Here is a 20,636-nt window from a genome sequence, read left to right as displayed (position 1 = left end):
AATGCATAATATCTCTAATGATATTAAAGATTGGCTATACACTCAAAAGTACTGGCTACAAGAAGCTGCGGAACGTTTATTAAAAAATGATGACCTTACATCTAAAGACATCATTGAACTTGTAATATTATTAAAGGCTCCTTCTGCACCACAATCTTCGACTAAAAAATTATTTGCTGAATTAACATCAGTTCCTGTTCTCGATAGTGAATTAAGACTAAAAAGTATTGGAAAAATTTCTGGAATTGAAAATTTAGCACCTAGGCAACCATTAAATTTTGGGACTAATAATTTAGTAGTAGTTTTTGGACATAATGGTTCAGGAAAGTCTAGTTACTCCAAAATAATTAAAAACATTTCAGGGAAGCCACGTGCTATCACCTTAAAAGGAAATGTTTTTAAAGATCCTCCAGCATCTCAAAACTGTGAAGTTATTTACTCTCATGAAGCAAAAGAGCATATTTTAGATTGGCACACCCATACAGGTCCAGTAGATACTCTTCGAGTGATAGATATTTTTGACACTGATGAATCACAATACTATTTAGGGAAAGAAAATCCAATTTCATATACACCAAATTTAGTAAAACTATTTGAGGGTCTAGCAAAAGCTTGTGATGAGGTTAAAGAAAAGTTACAGCTTGAAAAAACTACTTTAATTTCCACTTTACCCGATATTCCTCAAATTTATTGGCAAACTGAAACAGCAAAACAGTACAAAAAGTTAAATGCAGCTATGTCTGAAAATGACGTAGAACTATTAACAACATGGGATGATCAACATGAAGTTAATATTAAATCCCTAGATGACCGTTTAAAGACTAGTGATCCGTTGGATGTTGCTAAAAAAAGTCAGGCTACACTTGATCAATTGAATTCACTAATAAAAAAAATAGAAGATGTAACCTCTCAATATAAAAAGCAAAATATTGAAAATATTAAGACTCTAAAACAAGCCTATGATAATAAAAAAAAACTAGCAGAAAATTCAGCACTAATTATTAGCGGTCAATTATTAAATGGCGTTGGTAGTGATGTTTGGAAAGCAATGTGGGAAGCAGCTAGAACGTACTCAATAACTTATGCATACCCTGCAACCAATTTTCCAAAACTAGATAATTCAAAATGTGTTTTATGCCAACAGGAATTATCTCTTGATGCACAACAAAGAATGTCAAATTTTGAACAATTCATCCAAGGAAAACTAGAAACAGATTCGAAAGCCGCAGAAGCTATATATACTAAAAGTATAAATTCATTAGTGACAATTCCATCACCTATTGATACTCAAACTTTTTGTGTTGCATCAGAGCTCAACGAAGATTGGATACGTTACCTGAATCTATATTTTGATAATGCTAGATTAATTAGAACTGCAATGCTAAGCGAGGAAAAACAAGATATTACAGAAATCATTACAATTTTTGAAGCTATTCAGAATTTAAAAATGCAAAGTTCAAACCTAGAAATCAAAATTGCACAGCTAAAAAAAGATGCAGAAAGCTTTAATCGTACTTTAGTTGAGAATGAAAAACTAAATTTAGAAATGAAACGATGGATGTCACAACAAGTTACTCAAATTCATAAAGAAATAAATCATTTAAAGCAATTAGTACAATATGATCAGAGGTGGATCAGGAAATTTGAACAACACTTATAAGTGATATTTTGCTCCCCAAATGATGTTATAAACATCAATATATGGAGTATTTTATGGCACGTAGACCAAGAAGAAATCATTCAAATGATTTTAAAGCTAAGGTAGCACTTGCTGCGATTAAAGCAGAAAAAACACTTGCTGAATTGAGTGCTGAATTTGATGTTCATCAAAACCAAATTATCGACTGGAAAAATCAACTGATTTCAGCTTCCTCGCAAGCTTTCGATCAATCAAAAGCTCCAACAGAACCACCCATCGATCTAAAAAAACTACATGCAAAAATCGGTGAGCAGGCATTAGAAATTGATTTTTTAGAAGGTGTGTTGAAGAAACTGGGCCGCTTCAACCACAAAAGTTAATCGATGACTCACTTCAGATTTCAGTATCTAAGCAAGCTCAGCTGCTGAAAGTCTCCCGTGGTTGTTATTACTATCGCCCAAAACCTGTGAGTGCATCAGATCTGAAGCTGATGCGGTGTATGGATGAGTTACATATGCAATACCCTTTTGCAGGTAGCCGTATGATGCGTGATTTGTTGAATCGTCAAGGACATCATATAGGACGACGTCATACACGTACTTTAATGAAGAAAATGGGCATTAATGCGTTATATTGCAAACCAAATTTAAGCCAGGCTAATCAAGCTCACCGCAAATATCCATATCTGCTCAAAGGATTGGCTATTCAGCGCAGTAATCAAGTGTGGTCTACGGATATAACGTATATCCCTATGGCAAAAGGCTTTGTTTATTTATGTGCTGTGATTGATTGGCATAGCCGCAAGGTACTTGCGCATAGAGTATCGATTAGTATGGAGGTTACATTTTGCATAGAAACATTAAATGAAGCTATTGAAAAATATGGTCGACCTGAAATATTTAATACAGACCAAGGCAGTCAGTTTACCAGTGATGCATTTATTGATGTATTGAAATCAAATGACATCCAAATCAGCATGGATGGTAAAGGTCGATGGGTTGATAATGTGATGGTTGAACGATTATGGCGGAGCGTTAAATATGAAGAGGTGTATCTCAAAGCCTACAGCAATGTTTTGGATGCGAAGAAGCAATTAAACGCATATTTTGAATTTTATAATTTGAAACGACCTCATTCGAGTCTGGACAAAATGACTCCAGATGAGTTTTACTATGACCAGCTACCACAACAAAATAAGGTAGCTTAACTAGAGCAGAGTATCACTTATAAATAAGCTTTTAGTTGTTCAAACATGTGGGACCACCTCTGATCAGTGGATAGCTTTAGCCAACTCTAGAACAGTTTCTGCTAAAGCTAGCAGTGTTGCAGATGCAGTAATAACTGAGTCATATGTAGCAAGGTTTAACCAAGAGCTTCAGAAACTAGGAGCAAAGCACTTAAAAATAGAACTAATAAAAACTAAAACAGCTAAAGGGCGTCCACTTCATAAACTGCAACTAAAAGCAGCTAAACATCAACTTCCAATTGAATCTATCTTAAGCGAAGGAGAGCGTCGAATTATTACTCTTGCAGCATTTTTAGCTGATGTCGCAGAAAAACCATTCAAAGCACCTTTCGTTTTCGATGATCCAATATCATCCCTTGATCAAACTTGGGAAGAAAGAACTATTGAGCGTTTGATTCAGTTAAGCCAAACACGTCAAGTTATTATATTTACACATCGTTTAAGTATGCTTGGTATGCTTACAGAAAAGGCTGATAATATTCATGCAATTCATATCAGACAAGAATCTTGGGGCGCTGGTGAAGCTGGAGAAATTCCACTATATGGGAAGAAGCCTGAAGCAGCTCTTAAAGATTTAAAAATTAGAAGAATTGCGCAAGCACGAAAGATACTAGACACAGAAGGTCAGGAGCTTTACTACCCACTAGCAAAAGCCATATGCAGTGACCTTAGAATATTAACAGAGAGAATTGTTGAGTTCGTTTTTTTAGCTGATGTTATCCAAAGACATCGTCGTGCAGTTAATACCCAAGGGAAAATACAAAAATTGGCACATATTACTTCTGAAGACTGCGACTTAATAGAGGATATAATGACAAAATATTCATGTTATGAACATAGTCAACCTTTAGAAGCACCAGTACAAATGCCTGAACCAAATGAATTAGATCTAGATGTAGATAAACTTTTGAAGTGGCATGCTGAGTTTACAAAGAGAGTTGCTTAGATTTGTTTTAAGCTAAACATGAAATTCGGATTATCTTGAAATGTGCAAATTTAGTGCACATTTCATTTAAAAAATTTCAAACCTCATACAGCTTCTTACCAAAGCTACGCATTAAATTTGAAAATGTGTATTATTGGCGACGAGCACGGATTAATGTACTAGATATCATAATGTTACAAAAATGAATAACATCACTATAGTTACGTAAGGAATATACGCTACGTCCATACTGACTATCCCCTTCATTTTCACGCTCTTCCCACTGATGCACTTGAATATAACCAGATGATGAATTTGCCCAAATTTCAAAAGCAACAGCATTGTGGCGATCAATATAAACTTTAAACTTTCTACTCCCTTCAGTAATTTCATAATTTTGTTCAGTTGCAACTTGCTTAATGATTTCAACCAATTTATCAAAGTCCATATTTTTCCTTGCGCTAGTTATTTAGAAATTAAGCTAGGATATATGTAACACATACAAAAGCTTTCTCAAATATTGATATAAGAATTTTAGAGCGGAATACTTCTCGATAAAGTAATAATCCTTTAAATATTCATAAAACTTATTAACACTACATAGAATGTGTAATGCTGTAATACATTACACATCCCTAACTACCTCAATCGTAGTAATCTGCACACAAGCTAAAACCTTGAGCTACAAGCAATTTTACTACGTTACAGCCTCTGCGTTTATCGATCTTATACTGTCCTTTACCAAAGCTCCGCATTCTAACCACTTTAGCTCTAAGGTGCTGATTGTCTTTTTCTGGATTCACCAAATACATGGCTGCATTGATGGCATTCTCAACTTGCTTAGGCTGAGAACGATGGATCATACCCACACCCAATGTTCCCTTCTGTGCAAATTGCTCCTTGTACTCAGGGGAGTTAGAGGTAAAGTAGTAGCCTTTGTTCGCTGTGATCTCACTCCAGCTTTGCCCAACTTGTATGGCCATACCAAAATCTTTTTGATGTTTATGCCCATCGTAGATCAGTAACACATGACAGTGGTAGCCCTTAGTCTCCCCTTGTTCAATCGCCCATACATAACCTTGTATATCTTTAAAACAAGTATCATGATTTTGTACCCGATTAATAAAGGTGCGTAGGTACTGATTAAACTGCTCAATACCAATTCCATGTTGATGCTCTAATGCTATGCTTAAATCTACCCGTATAAACAGCAATTTAGAATAATGTTGTGTCAGTTGTTTAATGTATTTTTCTAAACCATTCTTGTTATCACGTTCTTGTCGCTTAAATAATATCAATTCATCTTGAATATCACGATAAGCCCCTAGAGCAATGGTAGTCAGGTAATGTAATTGAAATTCTTTTAAATCACCAATACTGGTGATTGATGGTGAGCATAAATACTCATCTAATGCATGTACCATTCTTCGAAATACATTAATACTCGTACTGTACTTTAAATGCACTTGATATATGGTTTTAAATAAAGACGAAAGTACTTTTAATTCAGACTTAAACTGCTGTGGATTAAATTCTTTGATGCAGATTGAATGTATAAATTGATCTATCCTAATCAGCACTTCTGACTCATTTACACTTGTTGAGATTAAGCACATATAAATATCCTAGTGATGGTTTAATTCATATCACTAGGCGTTAAGTTATCTTTTACGTAAGAGCTCATAGTATGTAATCAACTGCGATCAATAGAATATTCATTAAATATATTCGATACCTATAAGATATATATATTCATTATATTAATAACCCACTAAATTCACTGTAGTAAATCACCGTTGTTCACTAGAACTTGAAGTCCTTATATTGCCTTGGATCAGTGAAAATTTGAGATAATGCATCAAGCTAAAGTTAAGTTATTGATCATCTGTATCGTCAGCATGATCTACAGACTCTTTTAAAGCTTTCTGTTTAATCGGCTGAGTAGAAGGTACATTCTTTCTACTAGCAACAGCTATACTACTTTTAATCAGTAGCTTAGCATCGGAGTTGTGATATTTAAATCCGTTTGTCTTCATAGTATTTTCTATAAAAATGCTATGGCTTAAGAAGGTTGGAATAATTTTTTGTAAAAAATCCGATTTCCTTTGCTTATTGGTTGATTCAATCAGCAAACGATTGAGTGAATATTCCTCATTAGTCTGCATGATTGATTTACCTTGTATTTTATGGCTTTTGAAATGAGGCTTTTCATTCATCTCTAAAATAGACTGTGATTTGTTTTTTACAAACTTAATCCACTTTATATTTAACCCTTGAATTATTGAGGTTGGGTCGGCAAATGCCCGATCATCAAATACAATAAACACATCAGCGTAAAAATGCCCTATTTCATCCTGGCGCCACAATCCAAAGTAACCAGTCCTCCATGATAAAGGTTTTGCGCGTTGTGCATGGTGCAAAAAAGCAGTCCATAAAATTGCTAATTTTTCCTGAGTTATAAATTCAGACTCAAGGATCAATTCAACAGTTACTCTAAATATTAAACTATCTTTTTTCATCAAATGTTGAAATAAAATGGTGGCTACTTCTAGGCGTTTTTTATATTTTCTGTAAGCATTGATTCTAATCTCTTTAATTGACTTATCGTTAGAGCCAAGAGACATCTCAGTGAATATGCGACGTAAGTTAAAAATAGATGAATTAATACTCTGAATTAACTCTTTAGAGACCTGTAAACTGGTGAGCTGTTTTAGTGCATTCTTGCTTTCTTGAATTAGACCATTCTCATGTAATTCAAAATCTTGTATTGTTCGTATAACAGGATTCTCTAATTTACTTTCACCTAACAATATAAATTGTTTACCTAGACGCGTAATCGCTCCATGTAAAATTTGACGTGTTAGCATTTTTTGATCACCAGATACACTAAGCTCAAAAGCTTTTAGTTCCGTTGTAACCAATGTCTCAATAAAAATCTCAATATGTATCATCGATTGAAGTTTTTCAGAATCAGGTTCAATCTCACGATAGTAATGCTTCACCGCTTCAATATAAGCTTGACTGGTTTTAGATAGACTACGTGTACTCCAAACAGATTTTCGCTCACTCTCAGATAAAAAGGGTTGATAACCTTTTGATAAAGCTTTGTGCACTTTTTTTAACTCTTTTAAGGAGCTTTCTTCAATAATGTAATTTTTGGAATTCAGATTGTCTGCTGCAACCGTCTTTAGGTAAGCATCTAAAGTTCCATTCGTAGCCAAATGGTCTTTTAAGTGATTCGGTAATTTAGGCTGAATGTACAAATCAAGTCTAAAGAAAAAGCTAAGTACCCAATATTTAAATGCTTGAACATTTTTGATTTGTGAGTTTTTGATCAAACCTACAGCATTCTTAGAATAATTTTTCCTAATGACCTCATTCCAATTACGAATCGAAACGTAATAGGAAATCCCCAAAAAATTCTGGATTTGTTGTTGTAAAACTTCTATTGATTTTTTTTCAGAGAATTTTTTAGAGGGTTTTAATATCAAAATACAATGTAAGTTTAGATCCTCTTTAGCGCCATGTGTTTCAACTTTGGTTAATCCACTGAGCAAATCAGGAAACCTAGCCAAGATAAGCTTAATATCTTGAATGGGGCTATTTTGTACACCTCCTACTTGATCCAATAGATCTGACCTAGGTTTTAAAAAGTCTTGAATCCTAATATCTATTGTAAATACGTTGAGTGATGAATGCGTTCCTAATAAATGATCAAAACTTTGAGCGTGTTGGATTAGCTTATCGAATACGTTTTTTTCCTGCTTAAGATGATGATTCATTCCATGCTTAATCTTACATCTAACGTGGGTTATCACTTGAGCTATACGTTCATACGGGATATTTCTGGTCATCCAAGGAGTTATTTGATGATGAGTATCATAAATAAATGCGACTTCAGCATATTTATCAAGCTGTACATATACCTCATAAACACTTTTAAAAAATAGATGATTAAAAATTTCAGGGTGTGGAAATAAATCTTTTTGCAAACGTATTCCATTAAACGAATCACAAAACTCCGCAAGTTGCTGTTGATCTTCTTGATATCTGAATTTTGAAATGAACACTTCAGCATCCCAGATATCATCACTGACTTCTTGAGCAAAATCATTTATCCGCTTCAAAGCTTCAATTGTTTCTTTAAAAATTATTTTCTCACTCAACGCACCTGTATAGCGTGTTGAATATGAAGTAGGAATTCTATGTTTTAGTAATTTAAAAAAATTTTCATTTGAAATATTTGGAGCTAAAACCATGCTAAACTCGACTGATCGCTATAGATACCAATGCATAAATTTGGATTTATAAAATTTCATATTTTATATTAATCACATTTAATATATACATAAATATCATTTTTAAAATCATAAATCATCTATTAAAATTTAGTTTATCACTCATATTTCTTTTAAAAAAACAAAAAAAATGCACTTCAAAGTGCAACCTTGGTTCTATAAAAACCCTCAATTTAGTGATTTTAAAATTAAAATTTATTCAGTCTATTGCACAAGATTCGATAATTTGTGCGAGCAGATCCTCCTGCTTACGTAATAAATTTTTGATGACTTCTGGCTGATAGGCTGTGTTGAATGGAAGTTGCTTTTTTAGCAATATTGATGGATCTTGCATGTTTAAGGCTTTGTTTAGTTCACTACATTCAACACGGATTTCTCTGATTTTATTGGTATAGGTTTGTGCCCGAGTGGCTGTCATTATTTTGGCTGAGCCAAGTTTATAACGTGGAAGATTCTGTTTATAGTGATCAAATTCTTGCTGGAGTTTTACTAGATTTTTAGTTTTTTCTGCTAATTGCGTTGCAATCCATTCCTTATCAAATTGCTTTAGGACAATATCTAATTCAGATAAAACACTGTCTACAGCAGCATTCAAATTTTGCCATTTCCCCTGCTCTTTGGCTTTATTCAACATAAAATCAAAAATAACTTGATGCTTTTTATAGAGCACATCTTGATAGCGTTTCTGTGCTCCACGAACCCCTCGAATCCTTGTATGAATTTTTCGGCTATATAAAATATCAACATTCATACTGGCATATTTACTCAGTATACTTTTGTACTGTATTTTAATCTGTTTATCAGTAAGTTGTTCCAGTTCGCCTATTAAGTAAATAAGCCCCTCTAAAACCTCTAAAAAGTCATCGCTTAAATAAATTGTATTATATCTTTGGACTGTAATCGGCTGTTCCATAAGTTGAGCGATTGTTTCTAGTTCATCCCCATTGAAAAATCTGCGGATTTCTAGCAATGCATTAAGATTTAGTTCGTCTCGATCAGGCGCTTCAATATCATGCTCATATTTTGATTTTGTACAGTAGTTAAGAAAGCCTTGGCACACTTCAAATACAAAGTCACTTAACTCAACTTGGTCAACATAAGCCATAAACCCACCATTCCAATTATTCTATTATATATCAAATACATTTTATAGCATTATAGTGCAGTAATTCTTTACTTTACCAGTATTATTATAATCCTCAGTATGAATCAATATGATTGTGGCATAGCGAGTCAGATAGGATCCAGTGAATGAGATTCTTGACTTAAATACAAATTAATTTCTGGGAGCATATGCCATGCTAGAACACCGTTATCGTGTTAAAGATTTAGTCAATTATCCTGAGCGTCCAGCCAAGGATTATGTTGATCGTGGTGGTCGCCATCGTCGATTATCCTATAAACCAGCAGCAAAGGGTTTGTTGAATATCGCAGAATCTACCTTCTGGAAGATGATCCGTCGAGGTGATTTTCCTGAACCGACCTATTTAACGGCAAGTATGCCCACTTGGGCTGAAAGTCAAATTAATGGTTGGCTTGAACAGAAAGTACCCAAAGTTGCATAAAAGCTTAAATGCCTGTCATAGACAGGCTTTTTTTATTCTTTTATTTGTATGAGATCAAATCTTTTTACAAACTTTATGCTGAAACATCTAGCAAAGACTCCAAATAATCTGCCCACTCCTGCATCATCTCCCGACGGTTATTTAAAAACTTGGTTCGGTTGTATGCGGTACCATTATTGTCTTTTACTTTATGTGCCAACTGATGTTCAATAAAATCTACTCGCTGTTCAAGAATTTCATCAAGCATTGTTCGTGCCGTTGCACGTAATCCATGTGCCGTTTGCTTTCCACCATATCCTAAACGTTTTAATGCGGTATTAATGGTATTGTCTGATAGATAAGTTTTGCCATCCCGACCAACAAATAAATATTCACTATGTGGGTACAGATCAATAATCGACTCCACCAATTCAAATGCTTGATTTGATAGTGGTACGACATGCTGTTGTTTAGTTTTACTCGCAATAAACTTAAAGCATCGTTCTTCAGGATAGTAGTATGACTTTTTAAGTTTACGGATTTCCCCAGGGCGTTGAAAGGTCAAGACTGAAAGTTTTAAGGCAACTTGAGTTGTTATAAGGCATCGTGCATGTAGTTTGGTATAGTTCCAAATTTTATTTAACATTGGTGCAAGGTCTTGTTCTTCTGTCACCGCTGCAAAATTTCCGCCTTGTGGATTCGGAAGTTCAATATCTTCGATCGGGTTGTATTGGATCAATTTCTTTTTTCGGGCTGATTTAAAAATTTGGTTTAAATCTGATTTTAAGCGCTTCGCAACTGATAGTGCCTCACGATCAATAATTCTTTGAAATACTTTGGCTTCTAATACATCCACAGTCAACTGAGGAAAGCTCATCTCACCAATATAAGGATAAGCATCATGATTTAAGCGACGTAGAGTTTCTTCATCTTGTTTGCCTTCCAGCTCTCTCTTTTTAAGCCATTCTGCACTGACTACTCGAAAGGTATGCTCAGCCTCTTTCTGTTTTTGATTTTTGGTTTCTAACCGCATTGTGGCTGGATCAATGCCCTGCTTGATCAGCTTCTTATATTCATCACGGACTGTACGAGCTTCTTCAAGCGTGACTTCAGGATAAGTACCCAATGACAAATCATTGCGTTTAGCGATATAGGGACGCGTATAATTAAATATCCAGTATTTGCTACCACTGGAATCAATACGCAAGTACAGATTACCCCCATCAGGAAGTTTATACATTTTATCAGGATTAGGTTTTGCTTTTTTAACCTGTAAAGCGGTCAGTTTATTGATTCCACGAGTCGTCATAACGTATAAACAAAAAAATGCAGTAAGAGATTATCTTACTGCATTTTTTACTACTTTATAACCGCTCATTGACGTACTGTGTCATAGCTTGCTATACCGCTTGTTTCTAACTTTAACCTTATAAGTCAATTACTTATATAGTGTTAAACAGTGTCAGAAACTTCAATGTGGCGGAAGCGGTGAGATTCGAACTCACGGAGGACTCACACCCTCGTCGGTTTTCAAGACCGGTGCATTAAACCGCTCTGCCACGCTTCCATGTGCGCAAGAATACTAAGCTTTTCCAACTCTGACAAGAAAAAAATAGACTTAAACCATTCAAATGCATATTGTTTCATCAAAATAGATGATTTTGATTAAAGTTTAGCTGCTATTTCAGCACCTTCACGAATCGCACGCTTTGCATCAAGCTCACCAGCCAATTTTGCACCACCGATAATATGGTAATTTGCTAAAGTTGACTCACCCTCTTGAGGCATTAAGTCCTTAACGGATTCCTGACCTGCACACACCACAATCGTGTCGACTCGTAACAATTGATCATGACCATTGCTTTCAATCCATAATCCTTCATTGGTGACAGACTTGTATTGCACGCCACGCATCATTCTTACCGCATGTTTTTTCAATTGTGCACGGTGTACCCAACCCGAGGTTTTACCTAAACCAATACCCAGAGGTGTGGTTTTACGTTGCATCAAATATATTTGACGAATTGGTTGCTCTACTTCAGCAGGAACAAAACCACCTTCAGTCATATAGTTTGGATTTGGGTCTACACCCCACTCGCGTTGCCAATCTGCCAAAGGTTGCGGTTGCGGCTGATGCTCAGGTTTTAACAAATATTCCGACACATCAAAACCAATACCACCTGCACCAACAACAGCGACTCTGTTCCCAACAGGTGCGCCACGCAAGACTTCCGCATAAGACAATACTTGCGGTGCGTTACTGCCTTCAATATTTAGACCCCGTGGAATCACACCTGTTGCAATCACCACATCATCAAAACCTTCACGTTCTAATTGCTCACGATTCACTTTGGTATTTAAACGTAAGTCCACACCAGTTTTTTCAATCTGAACCTTAAAATAACGTATGGTTTCATGGAACTCTTCTTTACCTGGCACAACTTTAGCAAGGTTAAACTGCCCACCGACCTCAGTAGAGGCTTCAAACAGAGTCACCTGATGTCCACGACTTGCCGCAATAGTGGCTGCTGACATTCCAGCAACACCACCGCCAACAACCGCAATTTTCTTCGGTTTTTTTGTTTTAAGATAAACCAGTTCAGTTTCATGCGCTGCTCGTGGGTTCACCAAACAACTTGCACGCTTGTTTTGAAAACTATGATCTAAACAGGCTTGGTTACATGCAATACAAGTATTGATTTCATCAACACGATTGGTTGCGGTTTTACTTACCCAAAAAGCATCTGCCAATAATGGACGCGCCATTTGCACCATATCCGCTTTACCTGCTGCCAAAATTTCCTCAGCAGTATCAGGCATATTAATTCGGTTGGAAGCAATGACAGGTACAGCGACATGCTTTTTCACTTCTGCAGTGTAGTCTACAAATGCAGCACGCGGGACAGAGGTTACAATCGTGGGTACACGTGCTTCATGCCAACCAATCCCGGTATTGAGTAAAGTAATACCTGCTTTTTCTAATGCCTGCGCAACAGTGATCACTTCATCCATGGTATTACCGTCATGGACCAAATCGAGCATCGACAAACGGAAGCAAATAATAAATTTTTCACCAACTTTGGCACGAATCGCTTTTACAATTTCGACTGCCAAACGCATACGGTTTTCAATTGGCCCGCCCCAACGGTCTTCACGTTGGTTCACATGGCGACTTAAAAATTGATTCAGTAAATAGCCTTCTGAACCCATAATCTCTACGCCATCATAGCCGGCTTTTTTTGCCAGACTAGCTGTTTCAGCATAATCTTGAATGGTTTCAAGAATCAGTTTGTCACTCATCTGACGTGGTTTAAACATCGAAATCGGTGATTTGATTGGGCTTGAAGATACAACAAACGGTTGATAACCATAACGCCCTGCATGCAGAATTTGCATCAGAATTTTTGCACCATGCTTATGTACAGCATGTGTGACTAAACGGTGTGGTGCAATATCACCTAAAGTATTCATCGTACCACCGGCTGGCAACAACCAACCTTGGCGGTTTGGGGAAATCCCCCCTGTAATAATTAGCCCAACACCACCTTTGGCGCGTTCTCCAAAATATGCAGCAAGTTTTGGGTAGTTATAAAAACGATCTTCTAAACCTGTGTGCATTGAACCCATCACGACACGATTTTTAATGGTCGTAAATCCCAGATGGAGTGGTTTTAAGATATTTGCATAGCTATTTGTCATGATGAATCCTTTAAGTTTGGCTTTGCAACTTGTTGCATACTACTTTATCGAGTTTTAATTTTTTTTTGATGGCAATTTTTGATATTTTCATCGTAGATAGTGTCAATTCTATCTGTCTTACCCACAGCAGAAGCAACACATCTTGATATGACTCAAATAAAAGAAAAGTGTTATACAGTTTTATAACAATCTTCTGTGTCAATTTTCGTTATTTTGCAATATAACTGCTGAATAAAAGTAAATAAGAAAAGGCATCAACCTTATGAGCCACCCGGTATTTTTAACCAGTTCTACCTTTAGCCATATGCCAAGAGGTAGTCAAAATCAATGGGCAGAGTTTTTTCAAAGCGCATCTTTTGAACTCGAAGCAAATGCATTCATTCCGATTTTATGGTTTATGCTGTTTAAGCAAGAAAATATTTTCTGGACAAGATATATAGATGATCTTGATATCAACGATGAACGCAACCAAGTTGATCTAGAAGAACGCCAAGAGGACTTTGGTGAAAGTCAGTATGCTTATTTAGTTATTGATCAACAACAAGCACTTCTCAATTTAGCAGATCGAAAACCCTTATTTATAGAAACTTTTGGTGCAGAGAATAGTTACCATTTTGAAGATTTTAAATCTTTAATCGAACAACATTATCCTGAGTATGTTTTATTGCGCACCAGTGGTTTGCCCTTGGATTTAAATGATGCCCATTTCTTAACCCAATTGTTACAACACATTGAAAATTCGGCACAAGGTCATTCACAACAACTTTCTTTTATTGAAATGCAACGTATCGAGCTTGCTCGTTTTGATGATCATCCCTATTTCTTTTATGGTGTGAATCTACATGACCCTATTCACGATTTAAATACCAAAGAAGACCTGTCCACACCAGATCAAATTGACCCTGCTTCATCTCAACAACCTTTAGCAACTTCGGGTTTGGCGATTTGGATTTGTACAGCCATCGTTGCAATCTTAACCATTGCAATTTGGTTTACCACACAATCCGCACTTTATGCTGTTGTTACCTTCTTTATCAGTGCTTTTGTGCTTGGATTTATTTCTTCTAAATTAGGCGAACAGAAATAAAAAAAATAACCATGCTTTTTTGCATGGCTATTTTATTTAGTCAAATAAATGAGTTCGTCATCTAGCAGTTTTTAAAAGACTGTTTATCTGATAAATCACCATAAACAAATCAAATTAATACGACGCAATATCATCACTTCCAGTATTTTAATTTACTGGTCTGCCCAATGCCGACATTAAAGCTATTGGTTGGATCAAGCTTTTGATAATGATTTTTTAAAGTAGGTTTCGCAATATATAAATGTCCTACATTGTGTTCCGCAGGATATTCTGCACCACGGTTATCCAGCAAATGCCACATCTGATGTTCCATCGCCAAAGGATCTACCCCTTTTTTGACTATATAATCTTGATGAAACACATGGCAGAGGAAATGTCCGTAATACAATTTATGGGTAATTAAATCATCCATCTCTTGATGTAAAGTTTCTACCCATTCACGGTCGTTACGGCGTAAAGCAATATCCAGCGCAACAATATCTTCAACTTCCGAACGATGCGTATCACGATAACGAATTGCTGCACCTGCCACTGCGAAACGATGTAAAAAAGCCTTACGCCCTTCTTCATCCGTACAACGGAAAAAATCACCGGATGTTTTATGTTGAAAATAATCTTTTAAAAAAAGTTCAACTTGCTCAACATCCTGATTTTCGATACGAATCATCAAATGATGTTCATATAAATCACGAAACTCATTCATCCGTTTTGGCAAATGATTGGGCAACAGTTTAGTCACCATCTGCAACATTTTATCAGACAAACTGCGTAAGCCGATTTTTTCGAGATACCCATCCACCTTATCTTTTAATGCAAATGCAGCAGGCACTTTTGCCGTACCAAATTTCTCAATAAACATAAAGGTATCTTTGCCATATTCAGCACCGATATCATAGGCAACACGATGAATGTATTCACCCGCAATCGGTAATCTTGGCAAATCTTTAAGTAAGAAACGGCGGATTTCCGTCAAATCATCATGTGAGTTGGTCCCCACATAAAATACCTGACTTGGAATTTTTTCAAAGGTGTCTAAACGTACTGCAAAGACACAGACTTTACCTGCAGAACCTGAAGCTTCAAATAAACGTGATGGATCAGCATTGAATCGTGCAGGTGTATTTTCATCGACCTGTTTAACATCATGCGCATAACGATGGTCAGAAGCACAACAACTGGCATTATTAATAACATCATTGAGTTGATAGTTTTTATTTTCGAGTTTTGTCAAAATTTCTTCAGGTGTTTCACCCAGATTCACCCCCAAGTGATTGACTAACTCTAACTCACCTGACGCATTGACCTGTGCATAAAGTGCCAGTTCAGTATATGCAGGACCTCGGCGGACCAATGCTCCACCTGAGTTATTACATATTCCACCCAGAACCGATGCACCAATACAAGATGAACCAATCACTGAATGTGGCTCACGGTTATAGTGTGCCAACTCTTTTTCAAGACGATCTAAGGTTGCACCAGGTAAGCAAATCACTTGCTGACCTTGGTTAATCACTTGGATACCCGCCAAACGACGTGTACTCATTAAAATAACGGGTCGGTCGTAATCATCACCAAAAGGTGTTGAACCACCCGTGAGCCCAGTATTTGCAGCTTGCATAATCACAATACAGTCTGCATTTACAGCAGCTTGTAGCACTTGCCATTGTTCAAACAAGGTTCCGGGAACCACAACAGCCAGCACTTGCCCTGAGCCATAACGACGACCCTGACGATACAAGCGGGTAGCATGATCATGAGTTAAAACGTGTTGCTGACCGACGATGTTGATCAATTGCTGAATGGTGTGTTGTGAATCAATATTAGATTGCATTTTCCCTATCCTATTGATGAACCCTTATTCAATCTCATTCAATAAGGCATTCATTCCGACAGCGTTTTTTTCAATATTATTTGTATTGAGGGATCAACAATCAGTTCAAACTACTTTTTTGATGAAAAGTAGCTTGAACCATGCTCATCCGCAAAACTCGTTAAATCACATCTTTTCATTTGATGCTTTGCAAAAACATCATGTTATAAGGTCGTTCTGCCTCAAAGCACTACAGATGAAATTTGCATGGATGACATTTGCGTTTATCAAATTGAACACTGTCATTTAGCTTGATGACGTATCAAAAATACATCACGCATCCAATGCTTTGTCTAACTTGACTAAACAATCAGCGTTAATGTCTGCAATTGTTTTGGCGCCTGTCAAAGTCATTGCGACACGCATTTCTTTATCAATTAACTCAAGCAGATTAGAAACGCCTGCACCACCCGCTGCTCCTAATGCATAGACAAAAGCACGTCCGAGCATGCAGGTATCTGCGCCCAATGCCAGCATACGAACCACGTCCAAACCATTACGAATACCAGAGTCAGCAAGGATTTTAATATCCCCTTTAACGGCATCTGCAATTGGCGGAAGCGCACGTGCAGACGATAAGACACCATCTAACTGACGACCACCATGGTTTGATACAACAATACCATCGGCACCGAAACGTACCGCATCTTTGGCATCTTCAGGATCAAGGATCCCTTTAATCACCATCGGGCCATCCCAAAATTCACGAATCCACTCAAGGTCTTTCCATGAAATAGACGGGTCAAAGTTATTGCCCAACCAACCAATATAATCTTCAAGTCCAGTCGGCTTTCCTAAGTATTTGGAAATATTGCCTAAATCATGTGGACGCCCCAGCAAACCGACATTCCAAGCCCAATGCGGATGGAAGCATGACTGCATATAACGACGCATCGCTGCATTTGGACCACTCATACCAGAATGTGCATCACGATAGCGCGCACCAGGTACAGGCATATCAACAGTAAACACCAAAGTTGAGCAACCGGCAGCTTTGGCTCGCTCTAAAGCATTTTTCATAAAGCCACGATCACGCAGCACATATAACTGAAACCACATTGGGCGGTTAATTGCTGGTGCAACTTCTTCAATCGGACAAACAGATACGGTCGACAAGGTAAAAGGAATGCCCTTTTTATCTGCCGCCACAGCAGCTTGAACCTCACCACGACGTGCATACATCCCTGTTAATCCAACAGGAGACAATGCAACAGGCATAGATAAAGTTTCATCAAACAATTTTGTTTCTAGGCTTAGCTGCGACATGTCATTTAAAACACGTTGCCTTAAAGCGATTTTTGATAAATCTTCTACATTTCGTTTTAGTGTATATTCCGCATACGCACCACCATCAATATAATGAAAAAGAAATGGGGGTAAACGACGTCGTGCGGCTTCACGATAGTCATTCGCAGAAGAAATAATCATGCTCATATCCTGTTTAATCGGCTCGCACGCTGACGACGGGCTTCTTCCTCATCAATCATACGCACTTGCTGTACTACAAATTCTATATGCCCACAGACTGCATCTCTTGCAGCATCTGGATCATGACGTTCAATTGCATCCATCACTTTAAAATGCTGATCATGCAATTGATCAAATCGATGTGTTTCTGAGTACACTTTGCGTCTACCCAAGAGCACGTTAAACTGCAACAGATCAAAAACGCCCCGCATCATCTGTATCAACACTAAATTGTGCGATGCTTCAGCAATCGCCAAATGAAATTTAGCATCGGCAAGTGAAGCTTGCTCATCATCACCAATCGACTGAAAATATGAAATCTGATCATAATATTCGCGAATCTGAGCCAGATCTTTAGGTGTTGCACGTTGTGCCGCATACCAAGCTGAACCACCCTCAAGGATTGTTCGCGCCTCCTGCACATCAAAACGATATGCTGGGTCTTCATCAATCAAATTACTTAAAGATTCAACAATCTGGTTTTGTGACCAATTCACCGGGAATTGTTGTAAATAGGTCCCCGCCCCGCCTTTGCTGACCAGCATTCCAGTACTGGTCAGTTGAGAAATCGCTTCTCTTAAAGAGGAACGGGATACGCCCAGTTGTTCACACAACTTTCGTTCAGCAGGTAAACGTTCTCCGACTTGCATGTTTTTTTCTTCAATTAACATACGAAGGCTTTGTACCACTTTGTCAGAGACTTTCATCTGCTTTCCTCATTCAGTGACGTTTTATGCTCATGGAATCATCCATGGGAACACATAAGCTTGTAGTGTAATAATAATACCGATCATTACAGTAAACGTTATACTGTGTTTAACCGTAAAACGGAACAGATCAGACTCTTTACCTACCAGCCCCACCGCCGCACATGCAATTGCAATCGACTGAGGAGAAATCATTTTCCCAGTGACACCACCACTGGTATTTGCAGCAACCAGTAATACTTCTGGGACACCAATTTGTTGCGCAGTCGTGGCTTGTAATGCCCCGAATAAAGCATTTGCAGAAGTATCCGAACCTGTAAGGAATACACCTAACCATCCTAAGAATGGAGAGAAGAATGTAAATGCTTGACCCGTATGTGCCAATGCCAAAGCCAAGGTTGCAGACATTCCTGAATAGTTAGCAATAAAAGCAAATGCCAACACCATACCAATCGAATAAATTGGAATTTTTAATTCATTAACGGTTTCAGCAAAAGTAACCACTGCTTCTTTTGGCTTCATTTTTAAGAAAATAATGGTAATGATTGCAGCAATAATAATTGCGGTACCCGTCGCTGAGAACCAATCAAATTTATAAATTGCATCATAGTCTTTTACTTCAGCAACAACAGGTGGCATCTTTTGAATCATTTGATGCAAATATGGCACTTTGATAGAAATCACTAAATCATGCAGCGCGCCATCTTTGGTAAATAAATCCTTAAATGGTTTTACACTCCAGATCGTAACCATCACAGTTAAAATCGCAAATGGTGACCACGCTTTGGCAATTTGAGCAAGGCTATATTTCTGCTGTTTCTGTTCAGCAAGATTTTCGCTCATGCTGTCATCTTCATTTGCAAAACGGAAGATATGCTTTGGCTGCCAATATTTTAATAAAATCGTTAATGAAACCAAAGACGCAATTGAAGCGGTAATATCGGGTAATTCTGGACCCACAAAGTTTGAAGTCAAATATTGTGCAAGCGCAAAAGAACCACCACCGACAATCACAGCAGGCCAAGTTTCTTTTACACCACGCCAACCGTCCATAATTGCCATGATCCAGAACAGCACAATTGGAACCATAAATGGCAACTGACGTCCAACCATCTGACTGATTTCCATTGTTTCTACACCAGAAACCTGTCCAGCCACAATAATTGGAATCCCCATTGCACCAAATGCTACAGGTGCTGTATTCACAATCAAACATAGACCCGCCGCATAAAGTGGTTTAAAACCAAGCCCCACCAATAACGCTGCGGTAATCGCAACAGGCGCACCAAAGCCAGCAGCACCTTCCAAGAAAGTACCGAAAGCAAAACCAACAAAAAGCATTTGCAGACGTTGATCTTCAGTAATCGACAAAATCGAAGAACGAATAATATCGAACTGCCCTGTTTTTACTGAAACTTTATATAGGAATACTGCGCCAATAATGATCCAAGCAATTGGCCATAAACCATAAAAGAAACCATAGACCAATGATGCCAATGCCATCATCGTTGGCATTTGATAAGCAAATAATGAAACCAGTAAAGCCAATACAACTGTAATTGTCCCCGCAACACTTCCTTTCATGCGGAATACAGCAAGGGCTAAAAAGAAAAAGATAATTGGTATCAGCGCAATGGCACTGGATACCCAGATATTGCCCATCGGATCATAAATCTGTTGCCAATGTTGAAGCATTGTCATCTCCTTGAAATGCTTGCTAGAACGTGGAATGTCATTGAATCATCCATTTATTTCTCAATAATCGGTATGACCAATTTAGTTTTAAATTAAAAAATTTTGCACTAACTGCCACTTAATATTAATTTTTGCTGATTTAAAGATCAATAGTTGGCACTCAATTAATTATTTTGGTATGACCAATATTGCAAGTATTTCAGTTGATTCACAGATCAATCCTTCAGATTTCAGGGTTTCAAATCGAACAACTCATTTGTTTTATATTATATTTTTTTAAATTAAACTAATTTTCTACAACTTTAGTCGTATCCTATTCTTTCATACACTTTTTAGTAACACTGATTTAAGTTTATTATCGGGTTTAGAAATACTGCAAAACCAAAATTAGTCAGACCAATTTAAAAATCAGTTAAAATAAGCTTCAATGCATCGCTTTAAACAAACAAATATCAAGTA

General features: G+C 37.2%; 15 protein-coding genes and 1 tRNA gene. 5 read left to right on the top strand and 11 right to left on the bottom strand.

What is annotated here, in order from left to right; genetic code table 11:
• Window position 1: 1 nt before the first annotated feature.
• From L3V46_RS06735 to L3V46_RS06725, 3 genes are all read left to right on the top strand, one after another.
• Window positions 2-1,660: a hypothetical protein gene (locus tag L3V46_RS06735; protein ID WP_239045263.1), complete on the top strand. Its 1,659-nt coding sequence runs from the start codon at window positions 2-4 to the stop codon at window positions 1,658-1,660.
• 53 nt (window positions 1,661-1,713) lie between these two features.
• A protein-coding gene (locus L3V46_RS06730) for an IS3 family transposase (RefSeq protein ID WP_225367773.1) occupies window positions 1,714-2,846 on the top strand; the annotation gives its coding sequence in 2 pieces (ribosomal slippage) (window positions 1,714-1,966 and window positions 1,966-2,846; 1,134 coding nt in all).
• Window positions 2,847-2,865: 19 nt separating this feature from the next.
• Window positions 2,866-3,831, top strand: a complete 966-nt coding sequence (locus L3V46_RS06725; protein ID WP_343212682.1) for an AAA family ATPase — start codon at window positions 2,866-2,868, stop codon at window positions 3,829-3,831.
• A 130-nt stretch (window positions 3,832-3,961) separates the two neighbouring features.
• Here the strand turns inward: L3V46_RS06725 and L3V46_RS06720 are convergent, their stop codons facing one another.
• From L3V46_RS06720 to L3V46_RS06705, 4 genes are all read right to left on the bottom strand, one after another.
• Window positions 3,962-4,258 (bottom strand): hypothetical protein, encoded by a 297-nt coding sequence (locus L3V46_RS06720; RefSeq protein ID WP_239045262.1) that lies wholly within the window; start codon window positions 4,256-4,258, stop codon window positions 3,962-3,964.
• Window positions 4,259-4,454: 196 nt separating this feature from the next.
• Window positions 4,455-5,426, bottom strand: a complete 972-nt coding sequence (locus L3V46_RS06715; RefSeq protein ID WP_239045261.1) for an inovirus-type Gp2 protein — start codon at window positions 5,424-5,426, stop codon at window positions 4,455-4,457.
• Between the two features lie 258 nt (window positions 5,427-5,684).
• Entirely contained in the window at window positions 5,685-8,069 is a 2,385-nt protein-coding gene (locus L3V46_RS06710) for a hypothetical protein (RefSeq protein ID WP_239045260.1), read from the bottom strand.
• A 238-nt stretch (window positions 8,070-8,307) separates the two neighbouring features.
• Window positions 8,308-9,213 (bottom strand): hypothetical protein, encoded by a 906-nt coding sequence (locus tag L3V46_RS06705; RefSeq protein ID WP_239045259.1) that lies wholly within the window; start codon window positions 9,211-9,213, stop codon window positions 8,308-8,310.
• Between the two features lie 193 nt (window positions 9,214-9,406).
• Between L3V46_RS06705 and L3V46_RS06700 the strand changes: the two genes are divergently transcribed.
• On the top strand, window positions 9,407-9,673 hold the full coding sequence (locus L3V46_RS06700; protein WP_239045258.1) for an AlpA family phage regulatory protein: 267 nt from the start codon (window positions 9,407-9,409) through the stop codon (window positions 9,671-9,673).
• 73 nt (window positions 9,674-9,746) lie between these two features.
• Here the strand turns inward: L3V46_RS06700 and L3V46_RS06695 are convergent, their stop codons facing one another.
• The 3 genes from L3V46_RS06695 to L3V46_RS06685 form a co-directional block, all read right to left on the bottom strand.
• Window positions 9,747-10,961 carry an integrase arm-type DNA-binding domain-containing protein gene (locus tag L3V46_RS06695; protein WP_239045257.1) on the bottom strand — a complete coding sequence of 405 codons (1,215 nt, stop codon included), beginning with the start codon at window positions 10,959-10,961 and terminating at the stop codon, window positions 9,747-9,749.
• 168 nt (window positions 10,962-11,129) lie between these two features.
• A tRNA-Ser gene (locus L3V46_RS06690) sits at window positions 11,130-11,219 on the bottom strand.
• A 98-nt stretch (window positions 11,220-11,317) separates the two neighbouring features.
• Window positions 11,318-13,351 carry an NADPH-dependent 2,4-dienoyl-CoA reductase gene (locus L3V46_RS06685; RefSeq protein WP_004823046.1) on the bottom strand — a complete coding sequence of 678 codons (2,034 nt, stop codon included), beginning with the start codon at window positions 13,349-13,351 and terminating at the stop codon, window positions 11,318-11,320.
• A 262-nt stretch (window positions 13,352-13,613) separates the two neighbouring features.
• On the opposite strand from L3V46_RS06685, the gene L3V46_RS06680 reads away from it, so the two are divergent.
• Complete coding sequence (locus L3V46_RS06680) at window positions 13,614-14,438, top strand: hypothetical protein (RefSeq protein ID WP_239045256.1); 825 nt, start codon at window positions 13,614-13,616, stop codon at window positions 14,436-14,438.
• 133 nt (window positions 14,439-14,571) lie between these two features.
• On the opposite strand, the gene dld is transcribed toward L3V46_RS06680, so the two are convergent.
• The 4 genes from dld to lldP all read right to left on the bottom strand — a co-directional run bounded on the left by dld (window position 14,572) and on the right by lldP (window position 20,183).
• Entirely contained in the window at window positions 14,572-16,269 is a 1,698-nt protein-coding gene (dld, locus tag L3V46_RS06675) for a D-lactate dehydrogenase (protein ID WP_239045255.1), read from the bottom strand.
• A 312-nt stretch (window positions 16,270-16,581) separates the two neighbouring features.
• Window positions 16,582-17,736 (bottom strand): FMN-dependent L-lactate dehydrogenase LldD, encoded by a 1,155-nt coding sequence (gene lldD / locus L3V46_RS06670; RefSeq protein WP_004823052.1) that lies wholly within the window; start codon window positions 17,734-17,736, stop codon window positions 16,582-16,584.
• Window positions 17,737-17,738: 2 nt separating this feature from the next.
• A complete protein-coding gene (gene lldR, locus L3V46_RS06665) occupies window positions 17,739-18,482 on the bottom strand; it encodes a transcriptional regulator LldR (protein WP_034618110.1) in 744 nt (247 codons plus the stop codon).
• Window positions 18,483-18,512: 30 nt separating this feature from the next.
• The gene (gene lldP / locus L3V46_RS06660) at window positions 18,513-20,183 is read right to left on the bottom strand and encodes an L-lactate permease (RefSeq protein ID WP_171066882.1); all 1,671 of its coding nucleotides are present in this window, start codon (window positions 20,181-20,183) and stop codon (window positions 18,513-18,515) included.
• Window positions 20,184-20,636 lie beyond the last annotated feature (453 nt).

This window comes from Acinetobacter sp. AG3 (genome assembly GCF_022343575.1).
In the GTDB taxonomy this organism is placed as follows: domain Bacteria; phylum Pseudomonadota; class Gammaproteobacteria; order Pseudomonadales; family Moraxellaceae; genus Acinetobacter; species Acinetobacter guillouiae.
This window is presented reverse-complemented; position numbering and strand designations above follow the sequence as displayed.

What these genes read in the sequence shown, in the direction of transcription:
- L3V46_RS06735 (WP_239045263.1), top strand. Translation starts at nt 2, where the DNA reads ATGCATAATATCTCTAATGATATTAAAGATTGGCTATACACTCAAAAG.
- L3V46_RS06720 (WP_239045262.1), bottom strand. Translation starts at nt 4,258, where the DNA reads ATGGACTTTGATAAATTGGTTGAAATCATTAAGCAAGTTGCAACTGAA.
- L3V46_RS06715 (WP_239045261.1), bottom strand. Translation starts at nt 5,426, where the DNA reads ATGTGCTTAATCTCAACAAGTGTAAATGAGTCAGAAGTGCTGATTAGG.
- L3V46_RS06710 (WP_239045260.1), bottom strand. Translation starts at nt 8,069, where the DNA reads ATGGTTTTAGCTCCAAATATTTCAAATGAAAATTTTTTTAAATTACTA.
- L3V46_RS06705 (WP_239045259.1), bottom strand. Translation starts at nt 9,213, where the DNA reads ATGGCTTATGTTGACCAAGTTGAGTTAAGTGACTTTGTATTTGAAGTG.
- L3V46_RS06700 (WP_239045258.1), top strand. Translation starts at nt 9,407, where the DNA reads ATGCTAGAACACCGTTATCGTGTTAAAGATTTAGTCAATTATCCTGAG.
- L3V46_RS06695 (WP_239045257.1), bottom strand. Translation starts at nt 10,961, where the DNA reads ATGACGACTCGTGGAATCAATAAACTGACCGCTTTACAGGTTAAAAAA.
- L3V46_RS06685 (WP_004823046.1), bottom strand. Translation starts at nt 13,351, where the DNA reads ATGACAAATAGCTATGCAAATATCTTAAAACCACTCCATCTGGGATTT.
- L3V46_RS06680 (WP_239045256.1), top strand. Translation starts at nt 13,614, where the DNA reads ATGAGCCACCCGGTATTTTTAACCAGTTCTACCTTTAGCCATATGCCA.
- dld (WP_239045255.1), bottom strand. Translation starts at nt 16,269, where the DNA reads ATGCAATCTAATATTGATTCACAACACACCATTCAGCAATTGATCAAC.
- lldD (WP_004823052.1), bottom strand. Translation starts at nt 17,736, where the DNA reads ATGATTATTTCTTCTGCGAATGACTATCGTGAAGCCGCACGACGTCGT.
- lldR (WP_034618110.1), bottom strand. Translation starts at nt 18,482, where the DNA reads ATGAAAGTCTCTGACAAAGTGGTACAAAGCCTTCGTATGTTAATTGAA.
- lldP (WP_171066882.1), bottom strand. Translation starts at nt 20,183, where the DNA reads ATGACAATGCTTCAACATTGGCAACAGATTTATGATCCGATGGGCAAT.